Raw genomic sequence first — 15,256 nt, 5'->3', positions numbered from 1 at the left:
ATTACAATTTATCATCTTCAACGGAATCGAGCCATGCTTCGATTTCTCCTGCTACGGACTCCACGCAGCCTTCTTCGAAAGGAGAAATTAATCCAGCTTCCTTTACAAGCTTTGTAAATGGCATGCTGCCGCCAAGCATGCATAGATTGGCATAGTCCTGCCAAGCCTGCTCCCTATTCTCATGTGATTTCTTCCAGAATTGAAAAGCACAAACTTGTGCTAAGGTATAGTCAATATAATAGAACGGAGAATTATATATATGTGCCTGCCTTTGCCAGAAACCGCCGCTCTCCAGGTAGCTGTTACCACCGTAATCTTTATGAGGAGTATATTTCCTTTCGATCTTTCTCCACTCTTCCTTCCTATCCGCTGGAGTAGCCTCTGGGTTTTCGTAAACCCAATGCTGGAATTCATCAACGGAAACACCGTAAGGCAAGAAGAGGAGCGCTCCACTTAAATGGGAAAACTTATATTTATCAGTGTCTTCCTTAAAGAACAACTCCATCCATGGCCATGTGAAGAATTCCATGCTCATCGAGTGGATTTCACATGCTTCGTAAGTTGGCCAATAGTATTCCGGGATTTCATAATGTCTACTGGAATATATTTGGAATGCATGTCCTGCTTCATGTGTCAATACATCAATGTCTCCGGATGTCCCGTTGAAATTAGAAAAGATAAATGGAGACTGGTAATCTTCTACATAGGTACAATACCCTCCTCCTGCCTTTCCTTTTTTCGCTACAAGGTCCATCAGGTTATTATCCCTCATGTACTTGAAGAATTCTCCTGTTTCCTTTGATAGCTCATTATACATTCTCTGGCCATTTTCAATGATCCATTCGGGATCACCCTTAGGCGTGGCATTCCCTGTCTTAAATTCAAATGGCTCATCGTAATATTTTAGTCCGTCCACGCCAATCCTGTTCTTTTGCCGTTCCTTAAGCTTTGTCGCAATCGGAACAATATATTCCTCAATCTGTTTCCTGTACCCCTTTACCATGGATGCGTCATAATCAGTCCGATTCATTCTGTAATATGCAAGCTGAACGAAATTTTCAAATCCAAGTTTTTTGGCAATTTCCGTCCTAGTTTTCACCAGCTCGTCATAAATCCTATCAAACTCCTCGCTATTGTCTGCAAAGAACCCGAATTTTGCTTCACTCGCACGCTTTCGCATCTCTCTGTCAACCGACTCCGTGAATGCATCCAATTGTGCAAGCGTCCTCTCTTCTCCTTCAAACTTTATTTTTGCCGAAGCAACCAGTTTCGTGTATTCGCTTGATAGCTTATTTTCTTTTTGAAGGAGCGGGACTATATCAGGAGAAAAAGTCTTTAGTTGGACCTCGGCAAGAGCGAACAGCTGCCGTCCAAACTTTTCTTCCAGTTCCTTTCTGAACGGAGACCTGACCAGTTCTTTATAATATTCGCTTACAAGCCCATCCACATTTGGTGCAAGTTCATCAAGGTAATCCTGTTCCGCTTTGTAGTATTCGTCGTTCGTATCAACAGAGTGGCGGATATAGCAAATGTTGAACATCGTCGCCATATTATTTCTTAGACGATTAATCTCCTTTATGGCTGATATTTGCTTCTCTTTTGCGTCAGCAGATTTAAATGTTTCCAATGCATTGTTAAAATCCTCTTTGAAACGATTAAAATCTGGTCTTATGTATTTAAAATCTTCAAACTTCATTTATTTCTCCTCCTTTATATTCTTAAATCTATTCGACACTGTGTGTTTTTTTCCTTCCGAGCGCATAAAAATAGCCGCCACTCGGCTGCATTGCTATGCCCGATTGGCGACTTTTTTCCCTTAAAATTTTCCTGCTGACAAACCAAGCTTTTTCAATAAATCAATTGCTGTGGCTTTTTCTTCCTCTGAAAGAACACTCATCAATTCATCGATGCTTTCGCTGTGCTCCGGGAAAATATCTTTCATAAACGCCTTCCCCTCTTCCGTAATTTGGGCAAAAGTCACCCTTCGATCATTCGGACAGGCAACTCTTCGCAGCAATTCCTTCTTCTCAAGCTTGTCCACTACATAGGTAATACTTCCGCTAGCGAGTAAAATTTTACCGCCAATTTGCTGAAGCGGCTGGTCACCCTTATGATACAAAAGCTCGAGTACCGCAAACTCGGTTGGATTAAGTCCGTTTTTCTGGATTGTTCTATTTACTCGTTCAGTTATAGCTCTATGTGCCCTTGAAAGGACAATAAATAATTTTAACGATGTCTGAATTGATTCTTCACTCATACAATTTCATTCCCTTTAATTCATGATATTTTCAGTATACCCTATCATGCTTTGTTTTTACAGCAAGGAAATTAATAGGATTCCATTAGGTAATAAAACAAACCATTTCATTGATTGTCATTCTGCTGTAAGATTACTAATATAGCGAATTAACGAAAAGAAGGCGATTATAATGGGTCAACGTGCCGAAGCTATCCGGCCGGAGCAATTTCAGAATGGAAAGACAGCGTATAAAATTCTTTTTATTATTGGTATGTGCCACCTATTGAATGATTCCATCCAAGCTGTTATTCCAGCAATGTTTCCTATACTAGAAAAATCGATGGGCTTTACATTCACACAGCTGGGTATGATTGCTTTTTCCCTTAATATTGTTTCCTCCATTCTGCAGCCTGTCATCGGAATGGTTACGGACAAAAGACCAATGCCATATGCTTTGCCTGTTGCACTTGCCTTTACGCTATTAGGCGTTGTTATGCTAGCTGCTGCACCAAACTTTGGGATGATTATTACTTCTGTAATACTTATTGGGCTAGGCTCTGCAGGCTTTCATCCGCAAGGCTCAAAAGTAGCATATATGGGAGCTGGAAGCCGCAGGGGACTTGCACAATCCATCTACCAGGTAGGCGGAAACACAGGTCAAGCGCTGGCACCCTTAATCACAGCATTGATTCTCGTCCCATTTGGACAAAAAGGGGCTTATTTTTTTGCAGGCGTTGCTGCACTGGCAGTAGGCTTGCTCATATATATTGCCAGCTGGTATAGCACAACACTCAGGGAGGAAAATCGTTCTGTGAGGAACAGCAGTGCTTTGCGAAAACGGACGAGAGAAACAGCAAAATCAGTAAGGGGTGCCCTTCTGCTCCTTCTGTTTTTGATCTTCGCTCGCTCTTGGTATATTGCGGGAATGACCAATTTCTATTCCTTCTTTGCCATGGACAAGTATCATCTATCCATTAGAGAAGCACAAGTATTTCTTTTTGCCTTTCTAGTAGCCGGAGCGGTCGGAACTTTTTTCGGGGGTCCTCTCGCTGACCGTTACGGGAAGAAGAATATAATACTGCTTTCGATGCTTGGAGCGTTGCCAATTACGTCTGCCCTGCCGTTTGTTCCGGCCACAGAAGCCTTTATTCTTTTGATTCTCAGCGGGTTCATCCTTATGCTTAGTTTCTCTGTAACAGTTGTCTATGCACAGGAGCTAATCCCTGGAAAAATCGGTACAATGGCTGGCTTGACTGTTGGACTAGCATTTGGAATGGGTGCTGTTGGTTCTGTTGGTCTCGGTTACCTTGCAGATATCATTAATTTGAGCAATACAATCATTTTAACAGGATTCCTTCCTGTTCTAGGCTTGCTAACAGTGTTTCTTCCATCAGACAGAACTCTTTCACAATGGAATAGAATTTAATAATTTATAAAGGCTGACCCTTTAAGATTTGCTTTGGGTCAGTCTTTTCTGCATTCTATTTATGTACTGGAATTTATGAGGTTAGCTCTTTGTTTATATGTGTTTTGTGAATTTAACTGATATATGATTGTAAATAGGATAAAGACTTGTTATTATTTTGATGAGGGAGTAAAACCTATTTATGTAAAAAAGGAGTTAGTTTCAATGATTATTCAATTCATTCGTTACAGATAGAAATAGGTATAGACTACATTCAAATCCAACTTATATTTTTTAAAAAATATGATGAGGGTTTATTTGTCTATGCCTTTTTCATTTATCTCAAAACGAATGAATGAGGTGACTTCTTTGTTACAAAAGAATAATAGAATAGAGAGTGCAAAATATGTGAGCAATTTTGCAGCCATTTTTGCTTGTCCAATTTGTAAATCGTCTATGAAGGTTATTGATTTTAAAAGTTTAATCTGCTCAAATAACCATACGTTTGATTTTGCTAAGCAAGGATATTTGAACTTTGCGACTCACACAGGAAACACCAAGTACAGCAAAGGTCTTTTTGAAGCACGAAGAAAACTTATTACTGAAGGTGCGTTTTATAAACCATTAAGCCATGCAATTGCAAAAATTATAAATGAACGTTTTTTTAAGTCAAATGAAATAATTTTTTTACTTGATACGGGGTGTGGCGAGGGATCACCTCTTTCTAAAATTTGCGATATAATTAGGACTGACTTTTCCGAAAGTATAGTAGGGATCGGAATAGATATTTCTAAAGAAGGTATTATGGCAGCTTCCAAGAACTACCCTAATAAAATTTGGACTGTGGCAGACCTTGCTAACACACCATTTAAGAATAAACAGTTTGATGTTATTCTCAATATCTTGTCACCTTCAAATTATACCGAATTTAAGAGATTGTTGAAACGAGATGGTATTGTAATTAAGATTGTGCCTCAAAGTGGTTACTTAAAAGAGTTAAGGGAACACCTATTTCTTAAACAAGAAAAACAAAATTACTCTAATTTAGAGACTGTAGAGAGATTTAAAGAGAGTTTTCAATTTGTAGAAAGCTCAAGGTTAAATTATGTTATTAACCTTAATAAAACTTCAATTGAATGGTTGGTTCAAATGACTCCACTAACCTGGTCAACAACAGAGGAAAGACTAAAATCTTTTTTATATAAAGATACGGCACAAATAACTGTAGATTTCGATATATTAATTGGTAAAAACAAAATTTAGAAAAAAGACTATTAGGGTAGCCTCGTAAGGATACTACCTTAATAGTTTTTTTCAACTACCAGGTGCGTTACCAAATAAGTAGATTGCAATCACTTCCTAGTTCCAACGGTATATGATAAAAATCAGCTACAGGACAGGTAAAAAGGGGTTAAAAAGAGCAGTTGCCAAATGGCAACTGCTCTTAAGCACTTTTCTGTATATTCTCGTAGATTAAATAATACGCGCCGGACTATTAAACTTGTTCATCAGCAGTTTCATCTGGCGGACAAACATAAGCCCGCTCTGCTTGCGTTGCTGCCGTCTTTTATAGAAAACCTGGTACAGATATATAAGCCTGTCCAGTTCTTGGCTGCAGCGTATCGTCTCTTCACTGTTTAACCCAGTCGCGCGCGCCCAGGCCATCATTTCTTCCCTCTTCACCTGGATTTTTTCCATTAGAGCACTGTTTGTATCGCGCACATGCAATTCCTCCTATTATTCCCCCATCTTTATTCTCGAATAAGTTTTAAAGGGCTACTAGAGCAGTATTACAGAAATTCAAATCAATGTAAATAGATTCGCAAAACTAGACATTTTTTTCAATTGTTACTTTTTCAGTTCGACAAATTGCTCTATACCAACCATTTCACTTCTCAATGATTAATGACTAACTTTGATAAAACTGATGTATCATTTGAAGAGATTAACACTGATTATCAAAGTAAAGCGCATTAACCATTATGGTAGTATATTTATTCAACTGAATGTATTTTTCTTCCAATTAAAAAATCCCAATAGCAAGTGCTACCGGGATTATGTTGTAATTGTTATTGATCAAAGTGGGATTTATATTCGATATCCTATTTATTCATAAGGTTTTCCATTCAACAATGCGGAAATGTCTTTGTAAGTATTATACTATAAGAATATGACAAAGAGTAAATTTTCTAAACATTTAACAGGAAGGATGACATATTAGTGCCGCAGATTTCTTGCATTCAAATGGATATTATTTTTGGAAGTCCCCAAGAGAACAGAGAAAAAGTGGAAAAGCTTTTAAAGGAAGCGGCAGACCAGGGCGCTGACATAGCGGTTTTACCAGAACTATGGACAACAGGCTATGACCTGGTAAACTTAGACAAGACTGCCGACGCAGAAGCAACTGAGAGCACAATATTCCTCTCTGAAATGGCAAAAAAACTAAATATCCACATCGTTGGGGGCTCGGTTGCCAACAAAACAAAAAAAGGTGTAGAGAACACTATGCTCGTTGTTCGAAAAGACGGACATCATGCACTTTCTTACAGTAAAACACATTTGTTTCGCCTTATGGATGAGCATCAATATTTAACACCGGGCCATTTGAAAGGCACCTTTCATATGGATGGTCACAACTTTGCCGGAGTCATTTGCTATGATATCCGGTTTCCTGAGTGGATTCGCGCCCAAATGCTTACAGGGACAGAAGCATTGTTTGTTGTCGCTGAATGGCCAAAGGCACGGCTGGATCATTGGCGCACTCTCCTTATCGCAAGAGCAATTGAGAACCAATGCTATGTGATTGCATGTAATAGAGCGGGCTCTGATCCTCGTAACGTATTTGCAGGACATTCCATGATCATTAATCCATGGGGTGCTGTTCTCACAGAAGCTGGTGAAGGTGAGGAAATCATCCATGCTTCCATCAATCTTGATAAAGTAAAAGAAATTCGAAAACATATTCCTGTTTTTTCAGACAGAAGGCCAGAATTGTACGATTAAGTCTATTACGGAGAAAAGAGGGCTGCATTGCGCCAGCCCTCCCCTCTTCAAAAAACACGATTAAATTTATACTTTCTCTCCCCGGTAAGCTGCGCCCTCAAGGTTAAGCAGCTTTTCTTTTATATGCGTTCTGCTTCCAGCATATCCTGTCAGTGTGTGATTTTTTCCGATGACCCGGTGGCAAGGAATGAAGATAGGCAGCTTGTTTGCCTTATTAGCCTGCCCAACAGCCCTTACTGCTTTAGGTCTGCCTGTATGTTCTGCAATATCCTGATAGCTTTTCGTACAGCCGTAAGGAATCTCTTGCAGAGCATTCCATACATCTCTTTGAAAGTCCGTACCTTCGAAATAAAGCAACAAGTCGAATGTTCTGCGGCTGCCCTCAAAATACTCCATCATCTGTTTCTTCCCTTCCTGCAATAGAAGATCATCACGATCCTCAACTGCAAAATCGGGACTTTCATGTTTTCGAAAATTTTCCTCTCCGATATGCACTGCTACGATTTGTTCATCCTCTGCCACTAAAAATACCTTACCAATCGGCGTTTTTTCCAACATCCTAAATTTCCGCAAGGTCATTTCACTCCTTTTTTTTGTAAAATGGCCCTTCCCTCTCCATTTTATTGTACTCCTTCTCTTGCGTTTTTCCTATTCTGATTTTTGAAAAAAATTGCTGGCTCGTCCCCTGCAACAAGAGAATATTACAACTTAAAATGTCATGTAGTTGTAAAATAATCAAGTTGGAGACTGAAAAATCATGTATTAGCTGGAAAAATGATAGAGCTAAACCCTTTGCTATCTTTGATTTTTTCTAATTAGATTCCTATTTCAAATATAACAGGAATTTTACATTTTTTATCGTCGGCAACGTTCGTGTTAGTTGCCCAGTTTGCCTCACTCTCCCCCCGGGTAAAACGGAATAGAAAAAGGGGAATGAGGGGAGAAATATGAACAAGCGCGATTATTACTTCGATAATGCCAAATTTATTTTGATATTTTGCGTGGTGTTTGGCCACCTGCTCCGGTCTTTCATAAATGATAATGGCACCGTTTATAATATCTATAAAGTAATTTACACTTTTCATATGCCAGCATTTATTTTTGTCTCTGGCTTTTTCTCACGGGGTTTCAATGAGAAAGGTTATATTGCAAAAATTGGGAAGAAGCTCATTTTGCCTTACCTCATCTTCCAATTAATTTATTCTATATTTTACTTTTTCTTGAATGATGAGTCACAACTTACTGTCAGCCCGCTTGACCCGCACTGGTCACTATGGTTTTTGATTAGTCTTTTCTTCTGGAATATTATGCTCATCGGTTTTTCAAAGCTTCATCCAGCCATAGGACTAAGTATTGCTCTTGCAGGAGGACTGCTGTCAGGCTACTTTGAAGGCGTTTCAAACTGGCTTAGCCTTTCTAGGACATTCGTTTTCTTCCCCATGTTCTTGCTTGGATATTATATGGACAAAAACCAAGTAATGACGCTTACAAAACCTTTCTACAAACTAGGTGCACTGCTAGCTTTCACGGTAGTTTTCACTGGATTTGCTTTGTTTCCAGGTATTGATTACGAATGGCTTTTAGGATCTAAACCTTACGCCGCAATGGGAACATCCGCTGCATCCGGTATGTTGATCCGACTAGGTTTGTATGCATTAAGCACTGCGATGGTGTTCAGTTTCTTTGCAGTAGTTCCAAAAAGGCAGTATTTCTTTACATCACTAGGAAAAAACACACTTTATGTGTACCTGTTGCACGGCTTCTTCATTCGGATTTTCCGAGAGAGCAAGGCAAAGGAATACTTTAGCGAACCTGAAAATTTCCTTCTGCTTGCAGCCCTTGCTCTAATATTGACCCTTGTTCTTTCAAGCAGAACAGCAACAGCTCTCACCCAGCCTATCATTGAGCTAAAAATGACAAGATTTACAACCTATCTGACAAAATCAACTGCATTCATTAAAGCCTATCGAAAAAAAATATTAAGCAGTTAAAGCAAGGGGCTGTCCAATAATTGGGCGCCCCTTTTTTTCGGATTTGGTCACTTTCTTTTTTATAGATAATCACCTATAATTAACTGTTAGCTTGGATGAATAAGGAGATTAGTGCCATGAATATAACGATTGCAACATTAAATGCAAAATACATTCATACCAATCTGGCCATACGATACTTGAAAGCGTATGCCCAACGAGAATACCATATAGAACTTGCTGAATATACCATTAAGGATCCTGTCTTGAACATCGTATCCGACTTAATCCAAAAGAGACCAAATGTCCTCGGTTTCAGCTGCTATATTTGGAACATCGAAGAAACAATGAAAGTGATTCGGATGATCAAAAAAATCGATCCCTCTATCATTATTGTCGCAGGAGGACCGGAAGTAACCTACGATGTGACCGAATGGATGGAAAATAATAAAGAATTGGACTTCATTGTGATCGGGGAGGGAGAGCAGACATTCAAACAGCTCCTCGATGAATTGGCTGGAGAGAAAGATTATAAAGAGGTTCCTGGAATTAGCTTTCGGAGCAACGGAAAAATCATTGTTAACCCCCAGCGAAACAAGCTGGATTTAAAAGAAATGCCTTCACCTTATCGCTTCCCAGAGGATAGGGAGGAATTATCAAAAAGAGTAACTTATGTGGAAACTAGCAGGGGCTGCCCTTTTAGCTGCCAGTTCTGTCTATCCTCTATTGAAGTTGGAGTGCGGTACTTTGATCGTGAAAAAATCAAAGAAGATATACGTTATCTTATGTCGCATGGAGCTAGGACGATTAAGTTTGTGGACAGGACTTTTAACATTAGCAGAAGTTATGCTATGGAAATGTTCCGTTTCCTGATTGATGAACATCTTCCAGGAACCGTTTTTCAATTCGAAATTACTGCCGACATCATGAGACCCGAGGTAATACAGTTTCTCAACAACGAAGCACCCCCTGGCCTATTTCGATTTGAGATTGGTGTCCAATCCACCAATGACGAGACGAATGAACTGGTCATGCGAAGACAAAATTTTGAGAAGCTAAAGCGTACTGTAACAATGGTGAAGGAAGGAAGAAAAATTGACCAGCATCTCGACCTCATAGCTGGCTTGCCAGAAGAAGATTATAACTCCTTCCGTAACACGTTCAACGATGTATTCGCACTACGTCCTGAGGAACTACAGCTTGGATTCTTGAAAATGCTCCGCGGCACAGGTCTTCGGCTGCGAGCCAAAGACCATCATTATGTTTTTATGGATACTCCTCCGTACGAAATACTTGGCAATAATGTCTTGGATTTCAATGATATTATTAGAATCAAGCAAGTAGAAGACGTTTTGGAAAAATATTGGAATGATCATCGTATGGATCATACAATAGAATATCTTGTAAAAAACACATTCTCTACGCCTTTCGATTTCTTCCAAGAATTCGGCTCTTACTGGGAGAATCAAGGTTGGTCACGAATCGGGCATCAGCTTGAGGACCTTTTCCGCAGACTCTTCAAATTCCTAGAGTCTAATAAAATAGAAAATCTTGATGTGATTGAAGGATTAATGAAGTATGATTATCTTTCCGGTAAAAAACAACGTCCTAGGAAATATTGGTGGGAGACTTCTCAAGATAAGCAAACCCGCTCCGCCCTTCATAAATCTCTTCTCAGTACAAAGAAGTTTCCAAGTCTTGAAAACCTGAGCGAAAAGGAAATGCAAAAGCATACCGTTATAGAAGAAATTTCTTTCGACTTGGAGGAATACCTAATTAGTCATGTAGTGAAGAGGGTTCCATCACTTTTGCTTATCCATTTCCATAGTGGTCATGAAGCTCCAGAAGTCTATACCACTATACATCAGCAAGTTTGAAGTAAAACAACATCGAATCGAAAAAAGGCCTGGAATATCACATTCCTGGCCTCTTTTTATGTTCCTTTTTTCTTTTTTTCTTAGGAAACGGATGCTCAAAAACTTTAAAAGTGTTAACATCTCCAAATTCCATACCAAATTCTGCATTGGCCCCCGGAACATCTTTCTTTTTTTTAGCTTTATTCTCCATCAGGATCTTCCTTCACGACCATGCTTGGAGTTCCTGTTCGCAAACTTTCCTTCATCCTCGCCATGGGCAAACTCTGGTGTAAAATGGGACTCATTAATATTCTTGTTCGGTGTTTTCGTATATTTTTCGATTGCGTTGCTTTCTGCTTTTCGCTTTGCCACTGTATCCCGCCCTTTCGCTAATGTTCGTGCCTTTTTATCCTTAACAGCTGAAAAGTAATTATGTGCGGAAAAGGTTTCAAGCGAAAAGCTTTGAAAATGTTTCATAAAAACAAAGAGCCGGTCAAACAATAAAGAAAAAAAGAAGGATGGATATAATGGATCAAAAAAAGAAACGACTTCATAAGGATAATCTAGGTATTGACGAAACACTTCCCCACCAAATGAATGCTCCAAGTTTTAAGGAAACAGGGATGAGGCTTCAAGAACCTTTTGTAAATAGCCATGGAGTAGTAATCGGTGACAGCTTCTATGCATCCGCTGACTCCCCATTGGAAAATTGGACAGAAGATACAGACCCGGAAATCATGTCAGGTGATGAATGGGTGCATCCAACTAACGATATTGGGTGGAATACGACAGAAAACAAGGAACTTCTTGAAAGCTTGAAAAAACCTCAGGCTTATCCCTTCATGCACCCGACAATTGATGCAAGCAAAGGACAGGATTGATCAACCGATAATGACTTTTTCCTTTGGATAATGGTAATTAGAGCTTTTACTCTTACCTGCCATTGAAACAAGAAAAGAAACAATCCCTACCCTGCCTATAAACATAAGGATCATGACGACCATTTTTCCAATATTGCTTAGCTCGGAGGTTATCCCCATAGAAAGGCCGCTTGTTCCGAAAGCAGACGCAACTTCAAAAATAATGGAAATAAGTGTGAATTTTTCTGTGATGGTCAACACCATTGTTGCTACAAAACAGAGAATTAATGCCATTATGGTGACCACCATCGATTTTATAATATCCTCTTCCATCAGCTCGCGTCTGAATAGCTTGATTGACCTGTTTCCTCGTCCGTAATGATACAGGAATAATAAGTTCAAAGCGAATGTCGTCGTCCGGATACCGCCCCCGACAGAGCTGGGTGAGGCACCAATGAAAATCAGGCCGCTAACCACTAAAAGGGTCGGAATAGAAAAATCGTTCATGTCCATCGTAGCAAGTCCGGCGCTTCTTGTACTGACAGATTGAAAGAGCGAATAGAAGAATGCTTCATGCCATTCCATACCACGAAAATGCCCGTTCATTTCCAAAAAGAAAATTGCCATCGTTCCAAACACGAGGAGACCCATAAAGGTAACAGTCGTAATCTTAGTGAACAGACTAAGTCTTGTTCGCCGATCTTTGCGCCTATTCTTGATAAATTCCTTCAATTCAATGAGAACTGGGAAACCAATTGCTCCCGCTATGATGAGTACCATTGTCACTGACTGAATGAAATAATCATGCGAAAAGGGAAGAAGGGAAGCACCAGTTATATCAAAGCCCGCATTCGTGGTGGAGCTGATAGCTAGGAACAAACCATGTAGGTAAGCTTCCTTCCAATCAGGATAATAATTGAGGAAATAGGTACCAAGAATGATAGCACCAATCAGCTCAATTAGCAGGATTAATACGAGAATACTTTTTAAGTGTTTAACCATACCTGACAAGCCTGTCTGGTTTTGATCAGTCATGATAAGCCTGCGTTCCCTCAAGCCAATTTTCTTCCTAAGAATGAGCCAGAAAAAAGTACCAAGCGTCATGATGCCAATTCCCCCGAACTGGAAGACGAACATTAACACAAAGTTTCCAGGAACCGTGAAGGTCTCTGAAATATTTACTGTTGAAAGCCCTGTGACACTCACCGCACTGACAGATGTAAACAATGCATCCATGAAAGACAATTCCACACCTTCCTTGATACAGAACGGCAGTCTTAAGAGCAGCACCGATATGAGAACGGCAACTAAATAGTAAAGAATGATCATCTGCGCCGGCGACATCCGCCTGACACTGTTTTTTAAACTACGCAGCATATTCAAATTCCTTTCTGCAGACTTCCTATGTTAGTGAGAAACATTAATTTCAATAATAGCCCAACACACTTTATTTTTAAAGCTAAATAATCTCACTTCTAATACTTAATAAAATTTGCCATGCATGAAAGAAAGGAATAGCGAAGAAAATAAAAGTACAGAGGATATCCTCTGGTAAAAGACCAAGGAGTTGAAAATGATGCCAAGCAATTCTAATAAGCTTCTTGTACCTGGAGTTGAACAATTTCTAGATCAAGTCAAGTATGAAATCGCCCAAGAGTTTGGTGTACAGCTAGGTTCAGAAACTGTCTCCCGTGCAAATGGCTCCGTTGGAGGAGAAATAACGAAAAGACTGGTTCGTCAGGCACAAGCTGAAATATCAGGCAGAACTCAACAATAATATAGAGCAATGGAAAAAGTCCGGAACAATTGTTCCGGACTTCACTCATTAACCGTGACCTTTATTTTTTTCCCGTCCATTGCCTTTTTTGTTGCTTTTATCCTTGAATTGACCGTTTGCTTTTCCTTTGTTCTCTTTGTCACGGCCATATCCATTTCCAGGTTTATCCCAATTCTTAGGCCGAGGACCATCCGAATCTCTGTTGCTTGGGGCCAGGCCCTTTCCCGCCTTGTTTGCATCTTTCTCCCGCTGGCCCTTTTCTTGTCCAGGCGGCTGTTTGTTCTCTTCCTTTTTAACGCTAATATGGTTTGGGTTTGTTTCTTCTTTTGAGTAGCCATTATTCCCTTGAGCACTTGGAATAGATGGATTCAAAGTATCTGGCCGCCTTGCTTCCCCCTGCTTGCGTAGAATGCTATCATCTTCCTTTGAACCTTGTGGTGTTACTATTACGCCCTGTTTGTCATGGTTTCCTGCAGGCTTTTGTAGAGTCCTTTCCTTCTTCACGTTTTGTGAACCTTTTGAACGGATCTCTTTGCTATGCTTCTCGTTCACTTTATGAAGCTTGTTTTCTTTATACAAACCTGGTGTCAAACCCTTGCTCTTTGCAATTTCCCTTTCCTTTTCTGTAACAGATAGGACCGTGACACGGAGGTTCTCTTCCTTAGTGACAGCTTTAATCTTTTTCACTGTCTTTTTCAGCTTGCTATCCGCTTTGCCCTTTTTGGCGGGAACAGTTGCTATCAGAACATCATGGTTCTTCTTCATGTATCCAAGTTCTTTCATCCGCTCAAGAAGCATTTCTGCAACAGTGTTAGCATCTTTGCTTTTCCATTCCTTCAGTCCCGAGAGAACAGTTTTTCCATCATCATTGTATGCTTTTATTTTTACAACTCTGAGGTCTTCATTCAAACCCATTTCTATGCTTGGATTTACATCAATGGACAAGTATGCATACACTTGGTTATTGTTAAACATTGGCACCGAAAAGGCAAACAATAGTATGACTGCAGAAATGAGAGCCCCAGCTTTACTCCTCTTAAAGGCTTCAGTCAAGGCTAAACGCTTCTTACGTATTGCAGGAGCTGCCTCCTCCAGCGGTAAGAACTGAATTTCACCGCCAAGCGGGTATTCCTTCCGAAGCTTGCGTGTTTTCATAAATTCGCCCTCAGGGGTCAACAATGTCACATAAAGATCATTGACTTCAAGGATGATTCCCTTTCTCATGTTCGAGCACCCCTTTTATGTAGTCCCTTAAATAATTATAGTCCCCAATTAAAATCAGTGCGACGGCAATAATGTATTTTCTGTTACGTTCTACGGTCTTCCTGCTGACATCTACCATCGTTTCAAGCTGCTTGATGGGAAGGCGCTTCTTTTCAAGTAGCAGATTCCTTAGTTTTTCGTTTTCACAAAGGATCCAAGCCACTTCCATAGCATTCTTGCGGGCATCTGCATGCTTCGGCGATTGCTCGACTAAATCGCTGAAAGAAAGGTCAAACTCCCTTAATACTTGTTGAAACTGAATAATTTCTTCCCTTCTCTGTTCTTCATCGCTCTTCTTCCTGAAATCCTCTATAGACAGTTCGTCTTCAATTGAGTTCCTAGGAATATCGTCTTCAAAAGAATCATTCGTCACATTCAGGCTAAGCGTCTGATTCTTCGTCTGTTTCCTTATATAATCAATTACCCTCCGCTTGACAAGCACTTCGGCAAAGCTGAGGAGGGAATTCCCTTTTTCAGGAGTATACTTTTGGATAGCCTCGTTAAAAGCGATAAGCCCGATACTAAATTCATCATCAGAATCGCTAATATATCTTTTGCATACTGAAGATACTGTTTTTGCAATGAAAGGTTTATATGAGCGAATTAAATCATCCCTCAGTTTCAGGTCTCCCCGCTGTATCTTGGCGACCTTTTCTTCTAGCGTAAGTTTTGGCTTTTTCGCCAAGAACAATAAACTCAGCATCGGTCTCACCTCTTTCCTCCCCACATTATAGCATATGGTGTCAATTCATAATGTAGGTTCGACATCGAAAAGATAGCCGTGAAGATATCTTCCGATTTTATCGTTCAAGGAGGTTCAACCTTCCCTTTGCCTTCGTTTATTTATTCTTATTGCCTTTAATCTGTGGCCCCTTTCTGCATG

Annotated in this window: 16 protein-coding genes; 7 read left to right on the top strand and 9 right to left on the bottom strand. The window is 39.9% G+C overall.

Annotated features, from left to right (window positions below; translation table 11 throughout):
• Nucleotide 1: 1 nt before the first annotated feature.
• Nucleotides 2–1,696 (bottom strand): M3 family oligoendopeptidase, encoded by a 1,695-nt coding sequence (locus tag BQ5796_RS05200; protein WP_071459258.1) that lies wholly within the window; start codon nucleotides 1,694–1,696, stop codon nucleotides 2–4.
• 120 nt (nucleotides 1,697–1,816) lie between these two features.
• Nucleotides 1,817–2,257: a MarR family winged helix-turn-helix transcriptional regulator gene (locus BQ5796_RS05195; RefSeq protein WP_071459257.1), complete on the bottom strand. Its 441-nt coding sequence runs from the start codon at nucleotides 2,255–2,257 to the stop codon at nucleotides 1,817–1,819.
• Nucleotides 2,258–2,429: 172 nt separating this feature from the next.
• On the opposite strand from BQ5796_RS05195, the gene BQ5796_RS05190 reads away from it, so the two are divergent.
• A complete protein-coding gene (locus BQ5796_RS05190) occupies nucleotides 2,430–3,665 on the top strand; it encodes an MFS transporter (RefSeq protein WP_071459256.1) in 1,236 nt (411 codons plus the stop codon).
• Between the two features lie 348 nt (nucleotides 3,666–4,013).
• A complete protein-coding gene (locus tag BQ5796_RS05185) occupies nucleotides 4,014–4,907 on the top strand; it encodes a putative RNA methyltransferase (protein ID WP_234969309.1) in 894 nt (297 codons plus the stop codon).
• A 210-nt stretch (nucleotides 4,908–5,117) separates the two neighbouring features.
• Here the strand turns inward: BQ5796_RS05185 and BQ5796_RS05180 are convergent, their stop codons facing one another.
• Nucleotides 5,118–5,366 carry an aspartyl-phosphate phosphatase Spo0E family protein gene (locus tag BQ5796_RS05180; protein ID WP_083413048.1) on the bottom strand — a complete coding sequence of 83 codons (249 nt, stop codon included), beginning with the start codon at nucleotides 5,364–5,366 and terminating at the stop codon, nucleotides 5,118–5,120.
• Nucleotides 5,367–5,864: 498 nt separating this feature from the next.
• Between BQ5796_RS05180 and BQ5796_RS05175 the strand changes: the two genes are divergently transcribed.
• Nucleotides 5,865–6,647: a carbon-nitrogen family hydrolase gene (locus BQ5796_RS05175; protein WP_428839288.1), complete on the top strand. Its 783-nt coding sequence runs from the start codon at nucleotides 5,865–5,867 to the stop codon at nucleotides 6,645–6,647.
• 66 nt (nucleotides 6,648–6,713) lie between these two features.
• Here BQ5796_RS05175 and BQ5796_RS05170 read toward each other — a convergent pair whose 3' ends face one another.
• A complete protein-coding gene (locus BQ5796_RS05170; protein WP_346190280.1) occupies nucleotides 6,714–7,220 on the bottom strand; it encodes a methylated-DNA--[protein]-cysteine S-methyltransferase in 507 nt (168 codons plus the stop codon).
• 374 nt (nucleotides 7,221–7,594) lie between these two features.
• Here BQ5796_RS05170 and BQ5796_RS05165 point away from each other — a divergent pair, with 374 nt between their 5' ends.
• Entirely contained in the window at nucleotides 7,595–8,638 is a 1,044-nt protein-coding gene (locus BQ5796_RS05165; protein ID WP_071459254.1) for an acyltransferase family protein, read from the top strand.
• Nucleotides 8,639–8,754: 116 nt separating this feature from the next.
• Entirely contained in the window at nucleotides 8,755–10,494 is a 1,740-nt protein-coding gene (locus tag BQ5796_RS05160) for a B12-binding domain-containing radical SAM protein (RefSeq protein ID WP_071459253.1), read from the top strand.
• Nucleotides 10,495–10,531: 37 nt separating this feature from the next.
• On the opposite strand, the gene BQ5796_RS18065 is transcribed toward BQ5796_RS05160, so the two are convergent.
• Nucleotides 10,532–10,684 carry a hypothetical protein gene (locus tag BQ5796_RS18065; RefSeq protein ID WP_159430981.1) on the bottom strand — a complete coding sequence of 51 codons (153 nt, stop codon included), beginning with the start codon at nucleotides 10,682–10,684 and terminating at the stop codon, nucleotides 10,532–10,534.
• Nucleotides 10,684–10,845: a hypothetical protein gene (locus tag BQ5796_RS18260; protein ID WP_200792866.1), complete on the bottom strand. Its 162-nt coding sequence runs from the start codon at nucleotides 10,843–10,845 to the stop codon at nucleotides 10,684–10,686. Before BQ5796_RS18260 ends, BQ5796_RS18065 begins: the two co-directional genes overlap by 1 nt.
• 155 nt (nucleotides 10,846–11,000) lie before the next feature.
• Between BQ5796_RS18260 and BQ5796_RS05150 the strand changes: the two genes are divergently transcribed.
• Entirely contained in the window at nucleotides 11,001–11,354 is a 354-nt protein-coding gene (locus tag BQ5796_RS05150) for a DUF3905 domain-containing protein (protein WP_071459251.1), read from the top strand.
• On the opposite strand, the gene BQ5796_RS05145 is transcribed toward BQ5796_RS05150, so the two are convergent.
• Nucleotides 11,355–12,710, bottom strand: a complete 1,356-nt coding sequence (locus tag BQ5796_RS05145; RefSeq protein WP_071459250.1) for a TrkH family potassium uptake protein — start codon at nucleotides 12,708–12,710, stop codon at nucleotides 11,355–11,357.
• Between the two features lie 199 nt (nucleotides 12,711–12,909).
• On the opposite strand from BQ5796_RS05145, the gene BQ5796_RS05140 reads away from it, so the two are divergent.
• The gene (locus BQ5796_RS05140) at nucleotides 12,910–13,110 is read left to right on the top strand and encodes an alpha/beta-type small acid-soluble spore protein (protein WP_071459249.1); all 201 of its coding nucleotides are present in this window, start codon (nucleotides 12,910–12,912) and stop codon (nucleotides 13,108–13,110) included.
• Nucleotides 13,111–13,158: 48 nt separating this feature from the next.
• On the opposite strand, the gene BQ5796_RS05135 is transcribed toward BQ5796_RS05140, so the two are convergent.
• Nucleotides 13,159–14,334 (bottom strand): anti-sigma-I factor RsgI family protein, encoded by a 1,176-nt coding sequence (locus BQ5796_RS05135; protein ID WP_071459248.1) that lies wholly within the window; start codon nucleotides 14,332–14,334, stop codon nucleotides 13,159–13,161.
• Nucleotides 14,312–15,076, bottom strand: a complete 765-nt coding sequence (gene sigI, locus BQ5796_RS05130) for an RNA polymerase sigma factor SigI (RefSeq protein WP_071459247.1) — start codon at nucleotides 15,074–15,076, stop codon at nucleotides 14,312–14,314. The genes BQ5796_RS05135 and sigI overlap by 23 nt, the downstream gene beginning before the upstream one ends.
• Nucleotides 15,077–15,256: the final 180 nt, after the last annotated feature.

This window comes from Bacillus massilinigeriensis, assembly GCF_900111815.1.
Taxonomy (GTDB): domain Bacteria; phylum Bacillota; class Bacilli; order Bacillales; family Cytobacillaceae; genus Mesobacillus_C; species Mesobacillus_C mediterraneensis.
The sequence above is the reverse complement of the archived record's forward strand: the minus strand, read 5'-3'. Positions and strand labels throughout refer to the sequence as shown.

What these genes read in the sequence shown, in the direction of transcription:
- BQ5796_RS18065 (WP_159430981.1), bottom strand. Translation starts at nt 10,684, where the DNA reads ATGGAGAATAAAGCTAAAAAAAAGAAAGATGTTCCGGGGGCCAATGCA.
- BQ5796_RS05190 (WP_071459256.1), top strand. Translation starts at nt 2,430, where the DNA reads ATGGGTCAACGTGCCGAAGCTATCCGGCCGGAGCAATTTCAGAATGGA.
- BQ5796_RS05150 (WP_071459251.1), top strand. Translation starts at nt 11,001, where the DNA reads ATGGATCAAAAAAAGAAACGACTTCATAAGGATAATCTAGGTATTGAC.
- BQ5796_RS05160 (WP_071459253.1), top strand. Translation starts at nt 8,755, where the DNA reads ATGAATATAACGATTGCAACATTAAATGCAAAATACATTCATACCAAT.
- BQ5796_RS05135 (WP_071459248.1), bottom strand. Translation starts at nt 14,334, where the DNA reads ATGAGAAAGGGAATCATCCTTGAAGTCAATGATCTTTATGTGACATTG.
- BQ5796_RS05140 (WP_071459249.1), top strand. Translation starts at nt 12,910, where the DNA reads ATGCCAAGCAATTCTAATAAGCTTCTTGTACCTGGAGTTGAACAATTT.
- sigI (WP_071459247.1), bottom strand. Translation starts at nt 15,076, where the DNA reads ATGCTGAGTTTATTGTTCTTGGCGAAAAAGCCAAAACTTACGCTAGAA.
- BQ5796_RS05200 (WP_071459258.1), bottom strand. Translation starts at nt 1,696, where the DNA reads ATGAAGTTTGAAGATTTTAAATACATAAGACCAGATTTTAATCGTTTC.
- BQ5796_RS05165 (WP_071459254.1), top strand. Translation starts at nt 7,595, where the DNA reads ATGAACAAGCGCGATTATTACTTCGATAATGCCAAATTTATTTTGATA.
- BQ5796_RS05195 (WP_071459257.1), bottom strand. Translation starts at nt 2,257, where the DNA reads ATGAGTGAAGAATCAATTCAGACATCGTTAAAATTATTTATTGTCCTT.
- BQ5796_RS05145 (WP_071459250.1), bottom strand. Translation starts at nt 12,710, where the DNA reads ATGCTGCGTAGTTTAAAAAACAGTGTCAGGCGGATGTCGCCGGCGCAG.